At 37.9% G+C, this 8,465-nt stretch carries 7 protein-coding genes and 1 pseudogene; 4 read left to right on the top strand and 4 right to left on the bottom strand.

Annotation, left to right across the window (positions count from 1 at the left end; all coding sequences use genetic code 11):
* Nucleotides 1–187: pseudogene (locus ACKPEB_RS02655) on the top strand (hypothetical protein); the annotation flags it as partial.
* 173 nt (nt 188–360) lie between these two features.
* On the opposite strand, the gene ACKPEB_RS02650 reads toward ACKPEB_RS02655, so the two are convergent.
* The 3 genes from ACKPEB_RS02650 to ACKPEB_RS02640 form a co-directional block, all read right to left on the bottom strand.
* Nucleotides 361–939, bottom strand: a complete 579-nt coding sequence (locus ACKPEB_RS02650) for a hypothetical protein (protein WP_408963239.1) — start codon at nt 937–939, stop codon at nt 361–363.
* Between the two features lie 213 nt (nt 940–1,152).
* A complete protein-coding gene (locus tag ACKPEB_RS02645) occupies nt 1,153–2,133 on the bottom strand; it encodes a glycosyltransferase family 2 protein (RefSeq protein ID WP_408963238.1) in 981 nt (326 codons plus the stop codon).
* 16 nt (nt 2,134–2,149) lie between these two features.
* Nucleotides 2,150–3,169, bottom strand: coding sequence for an Npun_R2821/Npun_R2822 family protein (locus ACKPEB_RS02640; RefSeq protein WP_408963237.1), 1,020 nt, complete (start codon nt 3,167–3,169; stop codon nt 2,150–2,152).
* Between the two features lie 61 nt (nt 3,170–3,230).
* Here ACKPEB_RS02640 and ACKPEB_RS02635 point away from each other — a divergent pair, with 61 nt between their 5' ends.
* Genes ACKPEB_RS02635 through ACKPEB_RS02625 form a run of 3 tightly spaced genes read left to right on the top strand, consistent with a single transcriptional unit; the run spans nt 3,231 to nt 7,014 of the window.
* A complete protein-coding gene (locus ACKPEB_RS02635; protein ID WP_408963236.1) occupies nt 3,231–4,463 on the top strand; it encodes a glycosyltransferase family 4 protein in 1,233 nt (410 codons plus the stop codon).
* A gap of 26 nt (nt 4,464–4,489) precedes the next feature.
* Nucleotides 4,490–6,151 carry a hypothetical protein gene (locus ACKPEB_RS02630; RefSeq protein WP_408963235.1) on the top strand — a complete coding sequence of 554 codons (1,662 nt, stop codon included), beginning with the start codon at nt 4,490–4,492 and terminating at the stop codon, nt 6,149–6,151.
* Between the two features lie 26 nt (nt 6,152–6,177).
* Nucleotides 6,178–7,014 (top strand): ion transporter, encoded by an 837-nt coding sequence (locus tag ACKPEB_RS02625; RefSeq protein WP_408963234.1) that lies wholly within the window; start codon nt 6,178–6,180, stop codon nt 7,012–7,014.
* 68 nt (nt 7,015–7,082) lie between these two features.
* On the opposite strand, the gene ACKPEB_RS02620 is transcribed toward ACKPEB_RS02625, so the two are convergent.
* Nucleotides 7,083–8,465: CHAT domain-containing protein (locus ACKPEB_RS02620; protein ID WP_408963233.1), on the bottom strand; the 1,383-nt coding region annotated here is incomplete at its 5' end.

Genomic DNA, 8,465 nt, shown 5'->3' with positions numbered 1-8,465 from the left:
ACAAGTTAACCCAATAGAAAGATTATGGAAACAGATTAAAAAGAAATTGAAATGGGAACTCTTTGAAAACCTGGACAGTTTGAGAAATCGGCTCTCTCAAGTTTTACAGGAGTTAACACCCCAAGCTATTAAATCTGTGACTGGATGGGATTTTATTTTAGATGCCTTATCTGTAGCATACATTTAAGGATTTCATATTATATATTTGTTAGCAAATGTTAGCAAAAAAGTATCGGCTAAACTCATTGATGTACCCTTTATTTTTAGCTGTAATTCCTGCTCAGCCGAAGGCGATCGCACAGCCAAAAACTAATGGAAATCGCAGCACGAGAACTCTTAACCGTTTAAACCACTGACTTTCTACTCAATCGGCGGTAATTGAGGTAAGGGTTGTTGAGCTTCGGGAAGTTGAGGGAGGATAGACCCCGACTCAGGGGGATCTGACGATAAAGTCGGTAATAAGGTGGTTGTGGGTTGAGCTTTATTTTGAGCTTTTGTGAGTAAATCAACCGTATCACCTAACGCTGTCGTTAAGCTGTTGCGGGTTTCCAGATGGGCGGCTTTTTCAAGTTCTAAAGCTTCCATGAGTTGATGAATTTGCTCACGGGAGCGATCGCGTTCTAACATGACTTCAATTAATTTCGCTTTCACCTCATCAAGAGTTTTTAACTGATCAATTTCTTGACGAACCGCGACCCGCACTTGTAACTCATTGGGAAGAGGAGATAAACGTTGCCATCGTTGTAATTCTCCTCGGAGTTCCCCCACTTGTTCTAAATAGCGTTGGGCTTCTTGGCGTCGTTGCTGGGCTTCGATATTGTAGCGTTGTCGCCATTGGTCAGAACTTTCCGTTGCTGCATGAAGCTCCTGTTGGGTGTGTGCCAACAGTTGTTTTAAGCGTTTAATTTCGTCTAGCCACTGTCGGACATCTTGAGTCATAGAACTGCGGGAAATCACGAATCAATCAACTAACCATCTTATTAACCTCAATACTATTGAGTCAAGCAACTAACTGGTCAAAAACCATATCATTTGCTAAAGTATAAATGCCAAGAGACTGCATCTATATCACTCCTGGTGTTTCTGACTCTGGTAACAACTTAAACGAAGGTTTTAGTCAATTCTAAGATATGAAATGATTCTCTAAATATTTTAATATACAGTTGAAGTAGACAACAGATGATCATCATTTTTGACTTGTCGCAACTTTTTAAAGGTAGATTGTCTTAGCTTCATTGGTAAAACTGATAAAATTAATCCGACTCCTGTTTTAAGATAGGAGTGGGATTTTCCCCGCCAAACCAGTGTTTGTCCGGTGGAAGTTTCTCCCGTTTCAATTAACCGTAATCCTAATAATAATTGGGTTTCAGCTAGACGGGATTGACGAATAAATTCGCAAGTTTGAGAATCAAATTTAAAACTTTCTAAATAATTTAATTTATCGCGTAAATAAGGAATGGCTCGGTTAATTCCCTGCTGTTCAGCATGAACTCGATATTCCATTAAGCGTTGGGGTAAATAATATCCCTGTTTCCCGGCTAATGCTAACCGGACAAATAAATCATTATCTTCACAATTCTGTAAATTAGGACGCATGAAATCTACATCTAATAACGCTTGACGACGAAATAAGGTAGCGCCAACCTGAAAACTTTGTTGAATGAAGACAATCTCTAATAAATTGTTAACGAGTCCTTGGGTCAGGTTTGTTCTTCCCCAGTGTTGAGAATTTTGCTGAGTTATCTGTTCATCTCGCTGATTATTAATATCTATAATCCAGTGATCAGTCCCAATAAAATCAACTTCAGGATGTTGATCTAAAATTGCTGTTGTTATTTCCAAAAAATCAGGAAGTAAGCGATCATCATCATCAAATTTGATAAAATATTCTCCCGTTACTTCCTGAAAACCTGAACGCATATTATTACTTTTACCCATATTTTGAGGATGGCGGATATAACGAATTCGAGAATCTTGATATTCTGCCATTAACTCTGGAGTTCCATCGGTTGAACCGTCATCACAAACAATTAATGCCCAATCGGAATAGGTTTGTTGTAAAACACTTTCAATGGCGATTGGTAAGAGGTGACAGCGATTAAAAGTTGGGATACAAACGGTAACTTTAGTCATGAGTTGATCATGGGTACTACTTATACATTTTCTGGAGTTTTTGCATGGCTTTTTGAATCTTGCGATTGGTTTTTTTCAACAAAGTCGGCGGTTTCAAGACTTGAGGTTTTAGTTCAGGTTGCTTGAGAAAACGATAGTGCAGAAAGATATCTTGATAACGGATCTTAACATCTTCTCCTTGGCATAATCGGGCAAAATCAGCCGAAGAATAGTTCATATAATGGATGCGATAAATCCGTTTCAATCCATCTTGATTATAAAGAATATTATTAAGATTAACAAAAGCATCTGCATCCGCACAATTTCCCGTGACTTCTTGCTTATTAGAGCTTCTAGTAAAGTTAAAAAGTTTGAAGTTTTTGGCAAAGGTGATGTAAATTGATAACGCAGCACTCGACCACCAAAATTTAGGTCTTAACCATTCAATTTCTCCTTGATCAATGGCTCGTTTTTTTAAATCTTCTAACTGCTCAACACTAAATACACCTTTTTGAGACGCAAAAAAACTATCACAGTGTAATCGAGGACGGATTTCAGCTTCAGTTAATCCGGTTTTTTGTTCAATAATTGATAAATCAAGCGGAGTAACTTCTCTCGGTTTTTGATGTTCCCAATCATCTAAAATAAAATCGTAATCGTTCAGTTTTTCAAAGACATCATCTACAGATTTCATTGCTAAACTATCCGCATCAAAAAATACAAATCGATCAAATTTTCCATTAAAAGATGCCCATTTTCTCTGAAGAGGACTTTTATATCGGGCTGGACGAGATTGCTTTAAATCCTTAGCTCTGGAGTGAGAGTTCCAAACTTGGAAGGCAAAATTGTCCCAAGCTTCTAGTACAATTGTATTGTCAAATAAAGTGACATTTTCTCTGCGGCTGATTTCCTGTTTGACTTGTTCCAGACGATGATCATAAGGAATTACACAAACGGGAATATCAGGACTAATATTAACCTCAATGCTATTGAGTAAAGCGACTAACTGGTCAAAAACCACATCATTTGCTAAAGTGTAAATGCCAAAAGACTGCATCTATTAACTCCTCGTGTTGATCAACGTCCTAACAATTTAAACTAACGTTTCAGTAAATTCTATGACGCCAGACAATTCTCTCAACATTTTAATGATTTCTTCAACGTTCCCCTATCCCCCCAGTCGAGGCGGAACAGAGATTAGGACGTTTAACTTGCTGAAATATCTCCATTCTCACCATAATATTACCTTAGTGACTCAACGACATTCAGGGGTCAGTGATCAAGATGTGGAAGAATTGCGTCAATGGGTGAGTCAACTGATGGTTTTTCCCCTTCCTCCTGAGCCGGGTTCTTCAGGAGTGGGTAAAGTGGGACGGTTTTTAAATTCCTTAATAAAAAGTACGCCTCCTAATGTTCTCTATCGTTATTCTCAAGAAATACAAACTTGGATTGATCAAGGAATTCAACAAGGCAAATTTGATGTGATTACTTGTGAACATAGTGTTAATGAAATTTATATTCGACCTTCCTATTTAAACCAAGTTCATACCGTTGTTGATATTCATAGTTCTCTGGTGGGTTGGACTCGTAATCATTTAGAAATGGGGGCTTCTCCCAATCCTCAACGCGATCGCATTTACTTAAATTTATTATTAGAACGATATGAAAAACGCTATGCTGCGAAATTTCATGATTTAGTTGTGACCACCGATGATGATGAAAAACAGTTTCAGGAATTTAACCCTCACGGTCAAATTCATGTGATTGCGAATGGCGTTGATTTAGACTTATTCCCTATGCGATCGCAAGATATTGATAATCATAATTTAGTCTTTGTTGGAGCCATGGATGCCTCCCATAATATCGATGCGGCTCGATTTTTTACCCTAGACGTTTTACCGGTGCTACAAAAACGCTATCCTGATGCAAGCTTTACGATTGTCGGAGCACGACCCATCCCAGAGGTCTTAGACTTAGCCAAATATCCAGGGGTTACTGTAACTGGAGGAGTTCCCCAGGTAGTTGATTATCTCCATCAAGCCCAGGTTTGTGTCACGCCCTTACGCAGTGGCTATGGAATTAAAAATAAAACCCTAGAAGCCATGGCTGCTGGAGTTCCCGTGGTCGCCAGTGATCGCGGGTTGGAAGGATTAGCCGTTGATGGGTCAAATCATCCCCTTCGAGCTTTAAGAGCTAATTCCGTCGCGGAATACGTGGAAGCCATTAGCCAATTGTTTGAACAACCGAATCTGCGACAGCAATTGTCGCAAAATGGGCGATTATTAATTGAAACTGAATATACTTGGGAACGAGCCGGAGAACGTTATGAACAAGTGTTACTCCGTCGTTAGCCTAATTCCCCTTTCTATCTGAATCCATGATGAATCCTTTAGAGACAGGTCATCAAGCCTCTCCCCGAAAAAAAAGTCAACCTCCCAAACCCAAAGCTAAAACGGGTCAATCCCAAACTCTATCAGGTTTACAGCGTCGTCAAATTCGACGTTCTCAACGTCCTGTTGTACCCCAGAACCAATCATCTGCTAACTCCTTAAAACCTTTGGTTAAAAAGACAAATCAACCTCTGCGGATCTTGTGGAAAAAATGGATTGCAGATGGGGTGGCTTTTACCCTGCTGTTTGGCGGGTCAGCCGTCATTGGCGGATCGGCTTGGTTTAGTTATCAACTCATTGTTAATCCTGATGTGGGAATTGGGTTGAATCAATTATTACCCGCTTGGACACAAATTCCCCTACAACGTCGAGACTCAATTCAAACCTTAGAAGAAATTAATCAAGCTCTCAAAAAAGAAGGATTGATTGCTGGAAAATCCTTTGAATTACCTCAACTAGATTCTCTTCAACGGGAAACAACTCAAGCTTCTCTTCTTCCCTTTTTACAAGGATTATTAAGTTCTAAATCTCTGGTTCAAAACTCATCGGATTTGTTAATTCCGGTGTTAAAAACTCGCCAATCTAGTATCGCTCATCCCTGCAAAGGAACTTGTCAAGAAATTGTACAATTACGAGTTTATGAAGCGGTGCAAATGCCTTATCAACGCTTGGGTAGCACTCAATATTATCGCTTAACTCAACAACTCAAGACTTTAGGGCCAGCCGAATCCTTTGTGATTTCATCTTTAATTGGAACAGAATCGAATCAACAAGGTTCTAATAAGCCACTTCCCTTAACTCGATTAACGCCATTTAAAGGCACAATTCCTCACATGGGGCTGTGGTTTAATCTCAATAGTGAGCGAGTCATGGGGGAGAAAATTGTTCCTTATGGGCAGATTATTCATTACAATCCAAGTCATCATCATTTGAGTATGATGTTGGAATGGAAAAGTGCTGCTGGACAGCAACCGATTTGGCAGGAAGTCACAGGAGGAAAAGACCCGGAATTATTAATTGAACAAACGATTGGTTTAGAACCTCAGTTTAGTATTTATCAAGTTCAACCTTTGAAATTTATTCCCAACCCGATTCAATTAACATCAATTTCTTTAGATGAAGTGTTTTTAGATGATTATAATTATCGTCAAGCCTTACGATTGGCTCGCAGTGGGTTATGGTCGCCTGCATTAAATTTAATTAAACCTTTAAAAACTAATATTATATCGGGAAATCGTTCTCCTTTAAAATGGACATCAACGGTTCAAGCTCAGTTAGATTTAATTGAATTTCATGCTAAAATTACAAAAGCCCAAGCCATCGCAGCCTGGGCAAGTCCCAGTCAACAAATGTTAGCGAGTTTAATTGATGGACGCTGGAGTGAAGCCTTAGCGGTTTTAAAAAGTAGCTCTGGAAATCAACCTGAAATTACTCAGTTATTACGTTCTAATCGGGGACGGATTAAAAATCGTTTGAATGCAGCTTTGTTAGAAAATCCTGAACAACTGGATTTAAAAACCTGGGGTGCTTTAATGATTGCGGCGGAAGCCGGAAGAAATGAAGCGATTACTTGGTTAGATGAACAACCTAAAACCAGTCAAAAAGATCGTCAAAAAATTTTAGAGTTATTATTAAAATCCATAGACTAAAAATTGTAACTCTCCTTTCATGATTTATGCTAGAGCAAACTTCATCTGCATCTAACTTAGGATTTTGGGAAAAACAACGCCAAAAAATTGCTTTTTATTTAGAAGATATTGAAACCCCACTGGGAAAAACCCTTAATTTAACCTTAACGGGAATCATCTTAATTTCCTTAGCGAGTTTCATTGCTCAAACCTATCCCCTTTCTCCGAGTGTTCGTTCTCGTTTAGAAGGGTTGGATTTTATGATTTTAATTTCTTTTACCCTTGAATATATCCTTCGATTTTGGGCTGCTGAAAATAAAAAAAAATTTGTATTAAACCCTTTATCATTAATTGATCTATTTATTATATTACAAGGATATTTAAGATTTTTAAATATTAGTTATTTGAGAATTTTTCGTTGGTTTAGGGTTCTTCGATTAATCCGATTTATTGATGTAAAAATATCAATTTTCCGAATTCAAACTGAAGATGGGATGATTCTTGCTCGAATTATTTTTACACTATTAACGATTATTTTTATATTTTCTGGTCTGATTTATCAAGTTGAACATCCTGTTAACCCGGAAATCTTTAAAACTTTCTTAGATGCGGTGTATTTTTCCGTTGTCACCATGACAACTGTAGGTTTTGGAGATGTTACCCCCCTATCAGAAATGGGGCGATTTTTAACCATATTAATGATATTAACCGGAATTGCTTTAATCCCTTGGCAATTAGGAGATTTAATTAAACAATTAGTTAAAACCGCTAATCATATTGATACGATTTGTGTCGGTTGTGGATGGTCAGTTCATGATAAAGATGCCCATTTTTGTAAACGATGTGGAACTCCCTTAAATCCTTCCAAATTGAAAGGGTTTTAGAGTTTAAAAATGTCCTAACCGTCATGGGTAGCGCTATAATTTTTTCAACAGAAGAGAGTTAAGTTTTTTTATTCAGCTTGACCGATAACAATAAAACCCGCCCAATGTTTGGGGTCGGGATAATTTTTCATCGTAATTAACATCGCTTGGCGCAAGGCTTGGGCTTTATCATTAGTTTGTTGAAGTTGCTGATAAAAGGTTTGCATTAATTCAAAGGTTTGAGTATCCTCAACTGTCCACAGGGAAACAATTAAACTCGGAACCCCAGCCGCCATTAAGGAACGAGATAAGCCTAAAATTCCATCGCTGGTAATGGTTCCTGCACCTGTATTACAAGCACTTAAAACAACTAAATCAGCCGTTAAATTTAACCGGAGAATTTCTTCTGAAGTTAGTAAACCATCATCGGAGTTTGAGGGAGAAAGGGCGATCGCTCCGGGAATTCCAGAACCTGTTATATCACTTAAAATTCCATGAGTCGCCAGATGAATATAACGGGCATTTTCTATCTGTTTAAGCACATTAGATTCTGTTGCTTTTTCCCCTAATAACGGTTCAGTTTGAAGTAGTTTAGCAATAGCGATCGCTTCTTTTTCACTAGCAGGAAGCGGTTGTAAAAATTGGGGTTCTTCTCCGGGTAATAAAGCTACTTTTGGCATTTGAGGATTCCCCAAAACTAAGGCGGTATTTTCGCTATTTTTTGGCTGTTGTTTTTGCTGTTCTGCGGTTAATTGTAACAGTTGAATTGACGGGGAAGTTAAAATCGTATGGTTTTGAATTAGATAATTTCCCTGTTCATCAATTAAAGCTTGAAACGGAACTAATAATAAGTCTTGATGGGGGATAAAAATAATTTTATCTTGGGGATTTTTAGGTAATAAATCGGCAATGGGAGCAATTAAGAGTTGATACAGTTTATTTAATTGTTTATTGGTCAAATTATCTGCTTTTAGTGCTGAAATTCCTGAATCTAAACTCACACGAATTCCCCGGACTAAATCATTTAAGGGAGAAGGAGGTGGCAGTTCTTCTGGACTTAACATCGGCACGAGGTTATCTGTTTTTAAATTTGTTAAATCAACAGACCGAAACTGCACCGCACCATCGGGTTTAACGACCCAAATTAATAAGGTAGAATTTTGCTTAAATTGATCAACAATAACCGAATATTCAACTAACGTCGAATTTTGCTGTTTAGCTATTTGTTGAATCTCTGAAAAGTTAGGCGGTTCTAACGAAATTGACTTTAATTTTTTTGGTGATATATTATTGTGCGCTACCAACTCAACAAAGGCTCTCGCTCTGCCTCTTTCAGCAATTTCTAACGCTTTTTCAATTTGTTTCTGCTCTATTAAAACTTGTTGTAAAACGCCATAACTTTTTGATAATGTTTCAAAAAAAGAAACTTTATTGGCATCACTTAACCCCGGACGTAAAGACTCAACGGTTTC

The sequence above is a fragment of the Planktothrix sp. genome (genome assembly GCF_046067725.1).
In the GTDB taxonomy this organism is placed as follows: Bacteria; Cyanobacteriota; Cyanobacteriia; order Cyanobacteriales; family Microcoleaceae; genus Planktothrix.
The sequence above is the reverse complement of the archived record's forward strand: the minus strand, read 5'-3'. Positions and strand labels throughout refer to the sequence as shown.